This window comes from Dinoroseobacter shibae DFL 12 = DSM 16493 (assembly GCF_000018145.1).
GTDB classification, from domain to species: domain Bacteria; phylum Pseudomonadota; class Alphaproteobacteria; order Rhodobacterales; family Rhodobacteraceae; genus Dinoroseobacter; species Dinoroseobacter shibae.
On the sequence record NC_009952.1, the window covers coordinates 966464 to 979963 of the forward strand.

The window sequence follows — 13500 nt, forward strand, 5'->3', positions numbered from 1 at the left end:
GCCCCACGCGCTCCGGGCTGATCCGGATCAAGGCAGCCTGTCCGCATCCGGGGTGATATTCCAAAAGTGATCGCGCCAACCGTGCCGGGGCGTCTGCCGCGATGCGGGAGCGGCGCTGTTGATGACTGGAAAAGCGGAGGCGTGGATCAAAGAGGGGAGGTACGCGCATGGCTCTGATCCTGATCCTGATCCTGATCCTGGTCGTGGTCGCTGCACTTGTGGTCAGCCTGCTTGTCTGGCGGCAGCGCGACCATCAGGCGGACCGGGCCGAGATGGCGCGGCTCATCGCGTTGCAACCCGCGGATCCGCCGTGCTTCTCGGTCGACATGCTCGCCGGGTTGCCCGAACCCGCCCGTCGTTTCTTCACCTTCGCCATCGCAGAGGGCACGCCCCTGCGCACCGTGGCACGGATCGAGATGACCGGGCAGTTCGGGATGGGCGACAAGGCCAAGCCCAACTACCTGCGGATGCAGGCAACCCAGGTGCTCGCCGCGCCCGAAGGCTTCGTCTGGGCCATGTCGGGCGGGTCCGGCGCCTTGCGGTTGTCCGGCTCTGACAGCGGAAAGTGGACGCGCTTCTGGCTCCTGTGGGGCCTCCCGGTCGCGCGGTTCGGCGGCAATGGGGACCACCGGCCGTCGGCCTTTGGGCGCTACGTGGCCGAGGCGGTCTTCTGGACCCCTGCGGCCGTCCTGCCGGGGCCCAACGTGACGTGGGCGCATGTTTCGCAAGATGTCGCGCGCATGACCATGCGCCACGCGGAGCTGGAGCAATCGGTCGAGCTGACCCTGGCCGAGGACGGCCGGCCGCTGCAGGTCTCTTTCCTGCGCTGGAGCGATGCCAACCCCGAGAAAGCCTACCGGCTGCAGCCCTTCGGCGGCTACCTGTCCGAGTTCCGGGTTTTCGACGGCTTCCGGCTGCCGACCCATGTCGAAGCCGGCAACATGTTCGAGACCGACGCGTATTTCCCGTTCTTTCGCGCCGACGTCACCGCCATCAGCTTTCCGGAGCCGGACCCTTGATCGCCGTGGTTCTGCTCTTTCAGGTCGCGATCCCGCTCGTGCTGCTGGCCTGGTTGTGGCTCCGGCCTGCGCGCAGTCTCGTCGGGCTGGTAGGGCAGGTTGCGGGCACGGGGGCGTTTCTGTTCGCGCTCAGCCTCGTCGCCCAATGGGCGCTGCCGGTCTGGTGGCTACCACGGGTCTATGGGGGGATCTGGCTCGCGGCGGTCGGTGTCGCCCTTGGCGTCCGGCCCGGTCTGCGCGGACTGCCGCGCTGGCCCCTGCGGGGCAGGGCCTGGAGCGAGGCCGCCGTTTCTGCCCTGTTGCTCGGTCTTGGCGCCTGGTTCGGCACGCAGGCACTTATGGGGCGCATGGTGCCGGAGGTCGGCGTCGTCGACATCGCGACCCCGTTCGGCGCCGGGCATGTTCTGGTCGCCAGTGGCGGTGCGCACCCGCTGATCAACGCCCATATGCGCACCCTGGATGACAGCGTGGAGCGGTACCGCCCCTGGCGCGGCCAATCCTATGCCATCGATTTTCTCGGGATCGGCCCGTGGGGGCTGCGAGCGCAGGGCTGGCGCCCCGTGGACCCGGCGGCCTACGCCATCTTCGGCACCCCGCTCGTTGCGCCCTGCGCGGGCATCGTGGTCTCTGCGGAGACCGACATGCCCGATTTCGACGTCCCGCAACAGGATACCGTGAACCGGCTGGGCAACCACGTGATCCTGCGCTGCGGGGAGGCCGACATCGTGCTGGCCCATATGCGCCAGGCAAGCGTGTTGGTGCAGCGCGGCGACCGGGTTGAGGCGGGCGATCCGCTCGGGCAGGTCGGAAATTCCGGCGCTTCGACCGAGCCGCATCTGCATATCCACGCGCAACGACCCGCCGCCGCGGGCGCACCGCCCCTTTCGGGCGACCCGCTCGGCCTGCGGATCGACGGGCGTTTCCTCGTGCGCGGGGACCGGCTGCGGGGTTTGGCCGGATAACGCGGGGCGCAGCGCGCGCCTTGGCCACGCCCCCCGCCGCCCCGACCCCGAACGGCCCGGGTCCGGGACCGCGTCCGACCCTATCGGCGCGGATCCTGCCATGGCTCGGCCCGGTCGCGCGCCGCGTCCGGGAGGACCGCCGTCACCGCCCCTCGCCGCGTGAACATCGTCCCCCGGGTCCACCACACAACGCCCGCCGTGATCACAACCAGCAACCAGGTGTCCCAGGGCTGTGCGTCGGGCCAGAACGGGTTGATCAACTGCCAGTGAAACAGCACCGGCAGCAGCAGGCTTCCCCGCGCGGCGTTGAAGATCGGCGTGACGAGGATTGCCAGGGTGATGTTGCCGATCAGGAAGGGCAGGAAGCTCCAGTTCTCATAGACCACCCCGGCGAGATAGAAGGCCGGCAGGTGCCAGATGCCCCAGGCCGTACCGATCGCTGCGCCCGCCCAGAAAGGGGCCACATGGCGCTGCAAGAGCGGCATGGCCATGCCCCGCCAGCCCAACTCCTCCACCGGGCCGAGGAACACCATCATGACCATCAACGCCACCAGCGGCCCCGCGCCCTCCGGGGGGCGCGGTGTCAGCAGCGGACCGCCCTTGATCAGCGACCCGGCAATGAAAACGAGCGGCAGGCCGAGCAGAATGAGCGCCCACCAGATCGGCGGGCAGCGCCACAGCAACAGGCGGGAGAGAAACCTCCGCAGACCGCCAAACCCGGCGGCGAACAGAACCAGCAAGATGGCCGAGATCGCCGGGGCCCAGGTCGCCAGGAAATAGAGTGGATGGCGGCCGCTGATCGCGCCGAACCGCGCCGCCATGGCCTCGGGCCAAAAGATGTAGGCACCAATCACGCTCCAGGTGATTGCGAAGGTGATGACAAGGAACGCAACGAGATGCCCGGCCCCGAGCAATGCCTCTTGCCGATTTTCTGAGCAGGCCAACGACTACTCCCCCGGACACTGAAACCACGCACAGTCTAATCGTTTGTGCCAAGCCGAGCGTTGTCCGGGATCAACCCGTAATCGAAGGTATTCCCGGCCCGGAGGCGGCCGACCGGCGGACCCCGGCGCGGTTCACATCGCCGGGCGGACGGTGCCCTATCGCGCGGCGTTCCCGGGCAGCAGTGCGGGGCGTTCGTCTTTGGCCTTTCGCGGGACCGACCGACGGGGCCGAGGCGCCGTCGCTCGGCACTCCGCCCGCGACTGACCGGCTTTGACACCCCGGGGGCCGGGGGCCTACCCTCCGGCTTGTACCCCGCGTCGCCCGGCCCCTGTGCGCCGAACCACACGCCCGCTCAGCCATCCCCGAGCGCCCGGACCGCGGCATCGCGGCTGGCATGCAGGCTGGCGGCCTCGGTCGGGCCGGAGGGCAACGCAAGATAGGCGCGCCTCGGTGCCAGGGTCACCGGGTCGTTGCCGGTCAGGCTCAGGACGTGTCCTTGCGCGGGCGTGCGGTCTTCGACCGCCCAGACCTCGTCCTCAGCAGGATCGAAAAACAGCATCCCCGCCCCAAAGCGGGGCAGGGCGGCCAGCATTTCCGCTTGCAACGACCGCGCGCCCTGCCGACCCGGCAGCACAGGCCAGGACAGGTCCGCGTCCGTCACCACGAACACCTCCGCCGGGCGCCCGGCCCCGGCACAACCCAGCAGCCGCGCCTGCGCCGGCACCTCCACTCCCGGCGGCACCGCGGTCTCGGGCAGGCAGGTCAGCGGCGTCAGGCGTGCCGCCTCCTGGGGAACGCCGGCACAGCCCGCCGCCCACAGCAGCACGCCCGCCCCGACCAGCGGGGCCCGGAGATGCGCAAACCCGGTCACATGCCCAACGCGGCCTGGGTGTTCGGCCCGACGATGCCGTCCACCGTCAGCCCGTTGACCCGCTGGAACTCCATCACCGCCGCGCGCGTCGCGGGCCCGAAGGCACCATCCACATCGAGGTCGAGCCCCAGTGCGAGGTTCAGCGCCTGCTGCAAATCCTCGACGATGCGGCCCCGGTCGCCGAAATCGATCAGACCGTTGTCGAAGACAGCACTGCCCGAGGACAGCTTGCCCTCGTCGGCCCATTGCCGGATCAGCTGCTCGGACACCTCGAAATGCATGGCGTCCTCGGTGGGGAAGGCGGCCCCCCAGAAAAACCCGTGGGCATTGAAGATCTTGTAGATCCGCAGCAGCCCCTCCTGCGTGCGACCGTCGCCGCGCCGGTCGAGCTTGCCTTCCAGGGTCAGGTCGATCGCGGTCCCCCAGGAGTGGTTGGAAATCGCGGATCTGGAGTTGCGCACCAGGCGGCAGCAGAGCATGCCCACATGCCCCAGAGCGTCATAGACCTCTCGCTCCTGGCTGCGAATGTCCGACAGGATGTTGCGCAGGGTGTCGACCGCGGGTTTCAGCCCCGACACCCGGAACGGCCCCACGTCTTCCGTGGCGATCTGTGCAAGCACCGCCTGGTTAGTGGGCCAACGGCATTCGGTGTCGTATGTGCCGCGCGGATTGCCGATCAGCGATAACATGGTCGAATTGCGCGCGCCGGTCAGGGGACCATTGATGCTGCGTCGGTCGATACCCAGCGCGCTGAAGGTCACGGTTCTGGAAAGGCTCATGAAGATCTCCATTTGGTTCAAAAAGACTTTGGGCCCGAAAATGGCGTGTGCTGCGGTGAAAAAAGACCGCTGGTCACACTCGGGTGCCTAAATCCTAGCACAAAAGGAGGCAGCCTGCGAAGGCGTGGCATCTGCAAGCGGAATGAGCGCGTTGATTGGACGGCGTTAACCTATTCAGGAAGTTGAATGTTTCGCATGCGAAACAAATCTCTGGAAACCCTTGATCCCGCGCGATTTCGCGAAAAAATTTGTCGGCGATTTCAGGGGGCTGCCGGGCTTCGCGTTAACGATCCGGGGTTTCGCGGGGCTCGACTGCGTGTTGTGCCAGGGTTTCGAGCGACACCGCGTCCAGCGCGCGCAGATGGGTCGCCTCCAGCCGGACTTTCGGCGCACAGCCCTCTTCGTGGGCCTGCTGGAACCGACCTGCGCACAGGCACCATTGATCCCCGGGCTTCAGGCCGGGGAACATGAATTCCGGTCGCGGCGTAGACAAGTCGTTTCCAACGTATTTGGAATAGGCGAGGAATTCGGCGGTCATGATCGCACAGACCGTGTGGTTGCCCTGGTCCATGGCCGAGGTGTCGCAGCATCCGTTGCGAAAGAACCCGGTCAGCGGGTCTTGGGAGCAGGGCTGCAGCACGCCGCCCAACACATTTACCGATTCAGCGCGTTCATATGCCATGGTGCAAGTCTAACGGCTGCGCCGCGCGGAACAAGCGGCTTGCGCGCGGATGGGGGCTCAGCGGAACTTGTCGACGAGCCTTTGCAGGGGGGAGCGGGTCTCTTCCTCCGGCGTGGCCTCCGGTTTCGCGGCGGGCGGGGGCTCGCGCGTGGCTTTTGCGGGTTTGTCGGTCTTCGGCGACCCGCCCGAGGATCGTGGCGGCGCGGTGCGCAGCGAAACCGCGTTCATGAACCGGCCCGTGTCGCCCGCGGCCAGCTCCGGCGCACCGTCCCCGATCCCGCGCAGCAGGTCATCGAGCCACGCCGCCTCCGCCTTGGCGAAATCGCTCAGCACATAGCCCGACACCCGATCCTTGTGGCCTGGATGCCCGATGCCGAGGCGCACCCGTTGATACTCGGGCCCGATATGGCCGTGGATGGACCGCAGCCCGTTATGGCCCGCATGCCCGCCCCCCGTCTTTACCCGGCACTTGCCGGGGGCCAGGTCCAGCTCGTCATGGAACACGATGACATCTTCCGGCTCCAGCTTGAAGAACCGCATCGCCTCGCCCACGGATTGGCCCGAGCGGTTCATGAAGGTCTCGGGCTTCAGCAGTGTGACCTTGGTGCTGCCGAACTTGCCCTCTGCCATCTGGCCGGAGAACTTCGTGCGCCAGGGCGAGAACCCGTGATCCGCCGCGATCTGGTCCAGCGCCATGAAGCCGATATTGTGCCGGTTGCGGGCGTATTTCGGCCCCGGGTTGCCCAGCCCCACGAAGAGTTTCATTGCGTCTTCCCCTTGTCTCGCCGCGTGATAGCGTGGCGCGGCGCGAAAGGGTAGCCCAACCAAAGAGTCGCATTGCACGAAACGGGCAGTATTGGTAATAAGAATTTACCAATGCGAGGGAAGAGCATCATGCCGGTCATCACCGAAATCGAGGATCTCAAGCGGATCTACAAGCGGCGCGTGCCGAAAATGTTCTACGATTACGCCGAAAGTGGCAGCTGGACCGAGCAGACCTTTCGCGAGAACAGCTCTGATTTCGACCTGCTGAAACTGCGCCAGCGGATCGCGATGGACATGGACAACCGGTCCACAAAAACGACCATGGTCGGCCAGGAGGTGGCGATGCCCGTGGCCCTCGCCCCCGTGGGGCTGACGGGGATGCAGCACGCGGATGGCGAGATCAAGGCGGCCCGCGCCGCCGAGAAATTCGGCGTACCCTTCACCCTGTCGACCATGTCGATCTGTTCCATCGAAGATGTGGCCGCGCACACCGAGACCCCGTTCTGGTTTCAGGTCTATACCCTGAAAGACGACGATTTCATGAAGCGGCTGTTCGACCGCGCCAAGGAGGCCAAGTGTTCCGCCCTGGTGATCACGGTGGATCTGCAACTGCTGGGTCAGCGGCACCGGGACCTCAAAAACGGCCTCTCGGCCCCGCCGAAGCTGACGCCCGCCTCCATCGCCAACATGATGACCAAGGTGCAGTGGGGCCTGGGGATGCTGGGCACGAAACGCCGGTTCTTCGGAAATATCGTCGGCCATGCCAAGGGTGTGACCGATCCCAGCTCGCTCAGTTCCTGGACGGCGGAGGCGTTCGACCAGTCGCTCGACTGGGAACGCATCAAGCAGTTCCGCAGCTGGTGGGACGGGCCGGTGATCCTGAAGGGGATCCTCGACCCCGAGGATGCGAAGATGGCGCTGAACGTGGGCGCGGATGCGATCGTCTGCTCCAATCACGGGGGGCGGCAACTGGACGGCGCGCTCAGCTCGATCCGGATGCTGCCGCAGATCATGGACGCGGTGGGCGACAAGATCGAGGTCCATCTCGACAGCGGTATCCGGTCCGGTCAGGACGTGCTCAAGGCGGTGGCGCTGGGCGCGCGCGGCACGATGATCGGGCGGGCCTGGACTTACGGGCTGGGCGCGATGGGCGAGGCGGGCGTGACCCGCGCGTTGGAGGTGATCCACAAGGAGCTCGATCTGTCCATGGGGTTGTGCGGGCGGCGGTCGGTCGAAGACCTCGACGCCTCCAACCTGTTGATCCCCGAGGATTTCGCCACCCGCTGGAAGGCCAGCGCGTGAATTGACACGCGCCGCCCCGGCCCCCACTGTTGCGCGGCGAAAGGGGCCGGGATGCTGGTGTTTCACAACAAGAGACTGGTGATTTTCGCCGTGCCCAAGACCGGGAGCACAGCGCTCGAAGACGCGCTGGGCCCCCATGCCTCGCTGGCAATACAATCGCCGCCGTCGCAGCGGCACATGAACTGGGGCGCCTATGCGGCCCAATGGCAGCCGGTGCTGAAACGGATCTACGGCATCCGGCCCGAGGGCATGGCGGTGCTGCGTGAGCCGGTCGCGCGGCTGCGCAGCTGGTATCGCTACCGTGCCCAGGCGCAATTCGACGGGACCGAATGGTCCTGCGCCCATCTCGATTTCGACCGGTTCATCGCGGCCAGCCTCGCGCCCGACCCGCCGCCCTGCGCGCGGATCGGGTCGCAGGACAAGTTCGTGATGGGGGACACGGGGCAGGTCCAGATCGCGCATCTGTTCGATTATGCGCAGATGCCGGTGATGCTCGACTGGCTGAGTGCGCGGTTGGGGCGCGAGGTCGCCCTGGCGGCCCGGAACCGCTCCCCGGGCCTGCCTGCGCCGCTCGATCCGGAGCTCGAGGCGCGGCTGCGCGCCGCCCGTGCCGCGGAATTCGACCTCTACGACCGCGTGGCGGCTTTGGGTCACCTGCACACGCCCTGAGCGCGCATTTGGACCTTTCCAATCGGGTCCGGCTCGTCTATAGCGCGCAGGTTCGCGGGCATACACCCTTGGAGGATGCCCTAATGCAACTGAAATTTAGGAGAAAGCTATGGCTGGAGAGATTCCGGATCTTGTAGCGGAACCGCGCGCGGGGACAGGCAAGGGGGCCGCCCGTCAAGCGCGTCGTGATGGATATGTGCCCGGTGTGGTCTATGGGGGCGGGGCCGATCCGCAGCCCATTCAGATCAAGTTCAACGAGCTGCTGCGGCGGCTCAAGGCGGGCCGGTTCATGGCAACCCTGTTCAACCTCAAGGTCGAGGGACAGGAAGACGTGCGCGTGATCTGCCGCAACGTGCAGCGGGACGTGGTCAAGGACCTGCCCACGCATCTGGACCTGATGCGTCTGCGTCGGACGTCGAAGGTGAACCTTTTCATTCCGGTGGAGTTCATCAACGAGGGTGCCGCCCCCGGCATCAAGAAGGGTGGCGTGCTGACCGCCGTGCGTCCCGAGGTGGAGCTGCGCGTGACCGCGGGCGACATTCCCGAGAGCATCACGGTCGACCTGACCGGGCTGGACATCGGCGACACGGTGACGATCAGTTCCGTCACCCTGCCCGAAGGGGCAACGCCGACCATCGACCGGGACTTCGTGATCGCCAACATCCAGGCGCCGTCGGGCCTGCGCTCGGCCGATAACGAGGCCGATGAGGAAGAGACCGAAGAGGCGACCGCCGAAGAGGTGTGATCTTCGGTCCCCTGGAACGACGAAAGGCAGCCCTTGGGCTGCCTTTTTCGTTGTGGGATGCAGTTGGCCGGCCCCTTGTTTCCTTGGGGCCGGCCGTTCGCGACGCACCTTTTTTGCTCTGTCGAGCGTATTGGGCTTTGGGGCGTCGGTTTGGCGGGCGGGGAGGGAGGGGCCCCGCCGCGCCTTGGGGGTTTGTTAAGGGCTTTGGTTTACTCGTTGCTTGAGCCTTTTGCGCCCTTGATTGCGGCGAGGTCTGCGAAGGAGTAGTCGGCTGCGTCGAGGCCCAGTTGGGCGGCCAGCTGTGCCTGGGCGGGGGAGGTGCCGACCGACTGGGTGGAGACGACGCCGCCCGGTGCGGTCACGTTGTAGCCGGTGTCGCTGTCGAAGGAGCCCTTGATGGCGGCCAGTTCGGCGAAGGAATAGTCGCCTGCGTCGAGGCCCAGGGTCGCGGCCAGCTGTGCGTGGGCGGGGGAGATGCCGACCGACTGGGTGGAGACGACGCCGCCCGGTGCGGGGATGGTGTAGCCGGTGTCGGTGTCGAAGGAGCCCTTGATGGCGGCCAGTTCGGCGAAGGAGTAGACGCCGGGTGCGACGCCCAGGGTGCGCTCGAGTTGCGTGTTGGCGATGGCCGGGGCGGCGATGGCGGTGCTCAGGGCGGCGATGAGTGCGATGCGTGTCATGTGAGTAGTCCTTTGTGTGCGTTGCGATGCGTGTCGCGGTTGATGTGGCGGCCGTGTGCGGGCCGGTAGGGTCTGGATGGCCGGTTTGGCCGGGGTTTGCTTGAACACCCGTGCGGATGTCTTGCAGGATCGTGCTTGGCAGGTTGGAGTGTGTCCGTGCTGCCGATGGGATGGATTTGGACCTGCCGGGGGTGCAATGAAACGGCGATGATGCGGGGGGTATATGTGCGGAATTGCACATCACGAGGCGGTGAGGGGTATTTGTGCGCGCGGATTTGTGGTTTTTGCGAAAAGCCGAGCGATATCAGCGCCTTGGCCTGACACGAAGGCTCACGCGCGGGTGATGTTTCCAACACCGCGCCCGATCGCGCCCAAACCCGCCCCGCGACACACGCGGATCACATGTTTCGTGAGCGGGCGTTTCGGGGCCGCAGGGGCGCGAGGGGGGTGTGAACAGCCCTTCCCGGCGGGGAAGATGGGGTGGTTTCGGGCCTCAGGCCCGGTGCGCGCCCGCGGCGAGATCGGCCACGAAGCCCAGGATCTCCGGCACGGGCTTGCCGTCCTCGACCATCTTGACGATGGCGGAGCCCACCACGGTGCCGTCAGCCACGCCCGCGATGCTCTCGGCCAGCTCGGGGGTCTTGACGCCGAAGCCCACGATCACCGGCAGGTCGGTGGCGGATTTGATCCGGGCCACTTCCGGGGCCACATCGCTGGCCTGCGCTTGCGCCGCGCCGGTGATCCCGGTGATCGACACGTAGTAGACGAAGCCGGACGTGTTCTGCAGCACCTTGGGCAGGCGCGCGTCGTCGGTTGTGGGTGTGGCCAGCCGGATGAAGTTCAGACCCGCGGCCTGGGCGGGGATGCAAAGCTCGCTGTCTTCCTCGGGGGGCAGGTCCACGACGATCAGCCCGTCGATCCCGGCGTCTTTGGCATCCGCGAGAAAACGGTCCACCCCGCGGGAATAGATCGGGTTGTAGTAGCCCATCATCACGATCGGTGTCGCATCGTCGGTCTCGCGCAGGGCGCGGGCGAGATCGAGGGTCTTGTCGAGGGTCTGGCCCGCCTCCAGCGCGCGCTGGCCCGCAAGCTGGATCGTGGGGCCGTCGGCCATGGGGTCGGTGAAGGGCATGCCAAGCTCGATGATGTCGACGCCTGCCGCGGGCAGGCCGCGCACGATCTCCAGCGAGGTGTCGTAATCCGGATCGCCGCCCATCACATAGGCCACGAAGGCTTTCTTGCCTTCTGCCCGCAGCCGCGCGAATGTCTCGTCGATCCGTGTCATGGTCAGCCCTGCGTCCCTGTAGCCCATCGTTCGCAGCGGTTTGGGCCAAGGGCGCGCGGAAATCAATGCCCGATCTGCATCGCAGGTGCCCTGCCCGTAAGGTGCCAGAAGCGCAGGGGCAACATGATGGCGGCGATGGCGAGGCCCAGACCGAAGCCGACCCAGAGCCCGAGCGCCCCCAGCCCCGCCCAGAACCCGAGCGCGTAGGCCGCGGGCAGGGCCAGAGGCCAATAGGCGATGAGCGACATGGCGGTGGGCCAGCGCATGTCGCCCATGCCGCGCAGAGCGCCGAGGCTGGTCGATTGCACCCCGTCGGCAATCTGCATGCAGGCGAGGGCGATGAACAGCGTGGCGGCCAGCGCGACGACCTCCGGGTCGTCCGACAGCAGGCCCGAGAGCCAGTCGCCCGCGATCAGGAAGAAGGCCATCAGCAGGATCATCCAGCCGGTGACCACGGTCAGGGCGGCGCGCAGGATCGCGCGCAGTCGTCCGGTCTGGCCCGCGCCATGGGCCAGGCCCACCCGGATCGAGGCCGCCATGGCCATGCCCAGCGGAAACACGTAGCCCACCGCGCCGACGGTATGCACGATCTGGTTCGCGGCCAGCGCCGTGGCCCCGACCCAGCCCATCATCAACCCGATCAGGGCATAGGCCCCGCCTTCGCCCGCATAGCCCACCACCAGCGGCCAGCCATCCCGGATCTGGGCGCGCAGGCGCAGTGCGCCCGCGGGCACCGGCACCCGCCAGGGGGCGAGGCCCTTCGCGCGGCGCCAGACCAACCAGGCCGCCCCGAGGGCGAGGGTCTGGCTAAGGATGCTGGCAAGGCCCGCGCCGAGCAGTCCCAGCCCCGCGGGATAGATCAGCAGCCAGTTCAGCGGCAGGTTCACCACCACGCCGAGATAGCTGAGCGCCACCCCGGCCCAGGGACGGTCCACCGCGTCGAACAGCCCCTTGATCACGTAGAACGCCGTGAAGGGCAGCAGCCAGACCGCCATGGACACCCAGTAGCCGGGCAGGATCGCGCGCACGCTGTCGGGTTGGCCCAGCAGCCCCAGCGCAGGCAGGATCGCCAGCATCAGGGCCATGCCAAGCCCCCCGGCCGCCAGGCTCAGCCAGAGCCCGGTCTTCAGCTCGATCGCTACGCCCGGACGGTCGCCCGCGCCTTCGGCCTGTGCGATGCGGATACCTGTCATGGTCACGAGGCCCCACAGGCTGGACAGCAGGATGATGACCACCGAAGTGGTGATCCCGGCGGCGGCCAGGGGCTCTGTCCCGAGGGGGGCGATCATCACCGTGTCGATCACCCCGATCAGCATCGGGGCGGCGAGCCCGATCATCAGCGGGATCGACAGGCGCAGGAGGGGGGCGAGTTCGGATATGGTGGTGGGGATGGGAGATGCGTGGGACATGGGCAAGGCTCTGACGCCCTGCGGCGGGCCCCCGCGGAACGGTTTGCGTGTCTTGCCCCAGCCACACGGGGACGGCCGCGCCGTAGTCTTGGTCTAGCGATCCGGGCGCAGGGGGCAAGTTCGGACTCTGTGCGGGATTGCAGAGGCCGGGGGTGGCCCTGTTCCCCGCCGCGCAGGCGGTGCAGGCCCGTGCTTGCGGCGCGCGGGGCTTCCGCCTAAGACACCGGCAAACCGGATCAGGCAAAGGACACGGGCGATGGGCTTCAAGATGGGTATTGTCGGGCTGCCGAATGTGGGCAAGTCGACGCTGTTCAACGCGCTGACCCGAACGGCGGCGGCGCAGGCGGCGAACTTTCCCTTCTGCACCATCGAGCCGAATGTGGGCGAGGTGGCGGTGCCCGACCCGCGGCTTGATAGGCTGGCGGAGATCGCGGGGTCCAAGCAGGTGATCCCGACGCGGATGACCTTCGTGGATATTGCCGGTCTGGTGAAGGGCGCCTCCAAGGGGGAGGGGCTGGGCAACCAGTTTCTCGCCAATATCCGCGAGGTGGATGCCATCGCCCATGTGCTGCGCTGCTTCGAGGATGGGGATGTGACCCATGTGGAGGGGCGCGTCGATCCTATCGCCGACGCCGCCACGATCGAGACCGAGCTGATGCTGGCGGATATGGAGAGTATCGAGAAGCGGCTGCAGAACATCGTGCGCAAGGTGCGCGGCGGCGACAAGGAAGCCGTGCAGCAGGAGCGTCTGATGCGCGCGGCCATGGCGGCGCTGGAAGAGGGCAAGCCCGCCCGCGCGGTTGCGGTCGACGCGGAGGACGCGAAGGCGTGGCGGATGTTGCAGCTGCTGACCACCAAGCCGATCCTGTATGTGTGCAACGTGGATGAGGCCAGCGCCGGGTCGGGCAACGCCCATTCCAAGGCGGTGGCGACCATGGCGGCCGAGCAGGGCGCGGCCCATGTGGTGATCTCGGCCCAGATCGAGGAAGAGATCAGCCAGCTCGACCCGGAAGAGGCAGAGATGTTTCTGTCGGAGATGGGGCTGGAGGAAGCCGGGCTCGATCGTCTGATCAAGGCTGGCTACGCGCTCTTGCACCTCGAGACCTATTTCACCGCCGGGCCGAAGGAGGCGCGCGCCTGGACGATCCCGGCGGGGACCCACGCACCCCAGGCCGCGGGTGTGATCCATGGCGATTTCGAGCGCGGCTTCATCCGGGCCGAGACGATTGCCTATGACGACTACGTGGCGCTCGGCGGCGAGCAGGCCGCGAAGGAGGCCGGCAAGATGCGGGCGGAGGGCAAGAGCTACGTCGTCAAGGATGGCGACGTGCTGCATTTCCTGTTCAACACCTGATCCTGACCTTTCCAGGGGGCTCCGGTTTATGCG

General features: G+C 67.1%; 14 protein-coding genes. 6 read left to right on the forward strand and 8 right to left on the reverse strand.

Features of this window, described 5'->3' with window-relative positions:
* Window positions 1-167 precede the first annotated feature (167 nt).
* Together DSHI_RS04810 and DSHI_RS04815 are read left to right on the forward strand one after the other, a co-directional pair.
* Window positions 168-1019, forward strand: a complete 852-nt coding sequence (locus tag DSHI_RS04810) for a DUF6544 family protein (protein WP_012177618.1) — start codon at window positions 168-170, stop codon at window positions 1017-1019.
* Window positions 1020-1024: 5 nt separating this feature from the next.
* Window positions 1025-1981 (forward strand): M23 family metallopeptidase, encoded by a 957-nt coding sequence (locus tag DSHI_RS04815; RefSeq protein WP_245533070.1) that lies wholly within the window; start codon window positions 1025-1027, stop codon window positions 1979-1981.
* A gap of 80 nt (window positions 1982-2061) precedes the next feature.
* Here the strand turns inward: DSHI_RS04815 and DSHI_RS04820 are convergent, their stop codons facing one another.
* The 5 genes from DSHI_RS04820 to pth all read right to left on the reverse strand — a co-directional run bounded on the left by DSHI_RS04820 (window position 2062) and on the right by pth (window position 6023).
* Window positions 2062-2925 (reverse strand): CPBP family intramembrane glutamic endopeptidase, encoded by an 864-nt coding sequence (locus tag DSHI_RS04820; protein WP_012177620.1) that lies wholly within the window; start codon window positions 2923-2925, stop codon window positions 2062-2064.
* Between the two features lie 353 nt (window positions 2926-3278).
* A complete protein-coding gene (locus DSHI_RS04825; protein ID WP_012177621.1) occupies window positions 3279-3797 on the reverse strand; it encodes a hypothetical protein in 519 nt (172 codons plus the stop codon).
* Window positions 3794-4576 (reverse strand): peptidoglycan-binding protein, encoded by a 783-nt coding sequence (locus DSHI_RS22130; protein ID WP_012177622.1) that lies wholly within the window; start codon window positions 4574-4576, stop codon window positions 3794-3796. The genes DSHI_RS04825 and DSHI_RS22130 overlap by 4 nt, the downstream gene beginning before the upstream one ends.
* A gap of 283 nt (window positions 4577-4859) precedes the next feature.
* Window positions 4860-5258 (reverse strand): DUF2237 family protein, encoded by a 399-nt coding sequence (locus tag DSHI_RS04835; protein WP_012177623.1) that lies wholly within the window; start codon window positions 5256-5258, stop codon window positions 4860-4862.
* A 57-nt stretch (window positions 5259-5315) separates the two neighbouring features.
* Window positions 5316-6023 carry an aminoacyl-tRNA hydrolase gene (gene pth, locus DSHI_RS04840; RefSeq protein WP_012177624.1) on the reverse strand — a complete coding sequence of 236 codons (708 nt, stop codon included), beginning with the start codon at window positions 6021-6023 and terminating at the stop codon, window positions 5316-5318.
* A 129-nt stretch (window positions 6024-6152) separates the two neighbouring features.
* Here pth and DSHI_RS04845 point away from each other — a divergent pair, with 129 nt between their 5' ends.
* The 3 genes from DSHI_RS04845 to DSHI_RS04855 all read left to right on the forward strand — a co-directional run bounded on the left by DSHI_RS04845 (window position 6153) and on the right by DSHI_RS04855 (window position 8739).
* The gene (locus tag DSHI_RS04845) at window positions 6153-7325 is read left to right on the forward strand and encodes an alpha-hydroxy acid oxidase (RefSeq protein WP_012177625.1); all 1173 of its coding nucleotides are present in this window, start codon (window positions 6153-6155) and stop codon (window positions 7323-7325) included.
* A 51-nt stretch (window positions 7326-7376) separates the two neighbouring features.
* Window positions 7377-7994 carry a hypothetical protein gene (locus DSHI_RS04850; RefSeq protein WP_012177626.1) on the forward strand — a complete coding sequence of 206 codons (618 nt, stop codon included), beginning with the start codon at window positions 7377-7379 and terminating at the stop codon, window positions 7992-7994.
* A gap of 109 nt (window positions 7995-8103) precedes the next feature.
* Window positions 8104-8739, forward strand: a complete 636-nt coding sequence (locus tag DSHI_RS04855; protein ID WP_012177627.1) for a 50S ribosomal protein L25/general stress protein Ctc — start codon at window positions 8104-8106, stop codon at window positions 8737-8739.
* 209 nt (window positions 8740-8948) lie between these two features.
* On the opposite strand, the gene DSHI_RS04860 is transcribed toward DSHI_RS04855, so the two are convergent.
* From DSHI_RS04860 to DSHI_RS04870, 3 genes are all read right to left on the reverse strand, one after another.
* Window positions 8949-9419: a hypothetical protein gene (locus tag DSHI_RS04860; RefSeq protein WP_012177628.1), complete on the reverse strand. Its 471-nt coding sequence runs from the start codon at window positions 9417-9419 to the stop codon at window positions 8949-8951.
* Between the two features lie 493 nt (window positions 9420-9912).
* Window positions 9913-10704: a tryptophan synthase subunit alpha gene (trpA, locus tag DSHI_RS04865; protein ID WP_044027637.1), complete on the reverse strand. Its 792-nt coding sequence runs from the start codon at window positions 10702-10704 to the stop codon at window positions 9913-9915.
* Between the two features lie 62 nt (window positions 10705-10766).
* A complete protein-coding gene (locus DSHI_RS04870; protein ID WP_044027638.1) occupies window positions 10767-12113 on the reverse strand; it encodes an MATE family efflux transporter in 1347 nt (448 codons plus the stop codon).
* 256 nt (window positions 12114-12369) lie between these two features.
* On the opposite strand from DSHI_RS04870, the gene ychF reads away from it, so the two are divergent.
* On the forward strand, window positions 12370-13467 hold the full coding sequence (gene ychF / locus DSHI_RS04875; protein WP_012177631.1) for a redox-regulated ATPase YchF: 1098 nt from the start codon (window positions 12370-12372) through the stop codon (window positions 13465-13467).
* Window positions 13468-13500: the final 33 nt, after the last annotated feature.

Bases quoted from the DNA above. Each gene is read 5' to 3' on its own strand.
- DSHI_RS04870 (WP_044027638.1), bottom strand. From the start codon at position 12,113: ATGTCCCACGCATCTCCCATCCCCACCACCATATCCGAACTCGCCCCC.
- DSHI_RS04850 (WP_012177626.1), top strand. From the start codon at position 7,377: ATGCTGGTGTTTCACAACAAGAGACTGGTGATTTTCGCCGTGCCCAAG.
- ychF (WP_012177631.1), top strand. From the start codon at position 12,370: ATGGGCTTCAAGATGGGTATTGTCGGGCTGCCGAATGTGGGCAAGTCG.
- DSHI_RS04855 (WP_012177627.1), top strand. From the start codon at position 8,104: ATGGCTGGAGAGATTCCGGATCTTGTAGCGGAACCGCGCGCGGGGACA.
- DSHI_RS22130 (WP_012177622.1), bottom strand. From the start codon at position 4,576: ATGAGCCTTTCCAGAACCGTGACCTTCAGCGCGCTGGGTATCGACCGA.
- DSHI_RS04845 (WP_012177625.1), top strand. From the start codon at position 6,153: ATGCCGGTCATCACCGAAATCGAGGATCTCAAGCGGATCTACAAGCGG.
- trpA (WP_044027637.1), bottom strand. From the start codon at position 10,704: ATGACACGGATCGACGAGACATTCGCGCGGCTGCGGGCAGAAGGCAAG.
- DSHI_RS04835 (WP_012177623.1), bottom strand. From the start codon at position 5,258: ATGGCATATGAACGCGCTGAATCGGTAAATGTGTTGGGCGGCGTGCTG.
- DSHI_RS04810 (WP_012177618.1), top strand. From the start codon at position 168: ATGGCTCTGATCCTGATCCTGATCCTGATCCTGGTCGTGGTCGCTGCA.
- pth (WP_012177624.1), bottom strand. From the start codon at position 6,023: ATGAAACTCTTCGTGGGGCTGGGCAACCCGGGGCCGAAATACGCCCGC.
- DSHI_RS04860 (WP_012177628.1), bottom strand. From the start codon at position 9,419: ATGACACGCATCGCACTCATCGCCGCCCTGAGCACCGCCATCGCCGCC.